This window comes from Undibacterium sp. Ji22W, assembly GCF_049340305.1.
Taxonomy (GTDB): domain Bacteria; phylum Pseudomonadota; class Gammaproteobacteria; order Burkholderiales; family Burkholderiaceae_D; genus Undibacterium.
This window is the reverse complement of record NZ_JBMPOU010000021.1, coordinates 1-304: the sequence shown is the minus strand read 5'-3', so window position 1 is coordinate 304 and position 304 is coordinate 1. Positions and strand designations below refer to the sequence as shown.

Below are 304 nucleotides of genomic sequence, written 5' to 3'. Positions count from 1 at the left end.
GGTACGACGACGAACGCTTCGGCAACCGGTACCGCAACGATTACCGACAATGACGGTACACCAAGTTTGTCGATCAACGACGTGATCGTCAACGAAGCGGCTGGCACAGCGACCTTCACGGTCACCTTGTCGGCAGCGTCTGGCCAAACGGTTTCGGTTGGTTACAACACTAGCAATGGTACAGCGACCGCTGGTAGCGATTACACAGCAACGAGTGGTACCTTGACGTTCAATCCTGGTGTGACGACGCAAACGATCACGGTCAATATCGCCAACGATAGCGTGTTTGAATTGTCGGAGAACT

1 protein-coding gene is annotated in these 304 nt (G+C 53.6%); it reads left to right on the top strand.

Annotated features, from left to right (window positions below):
- On the top strand, positions 1-304 hold a 304-nt coding region (locus tag ACO0KW_RS20415), incomplete at both ends, for a Calx-beta domain-containing protein (RefSeq protein WP_423055180.1).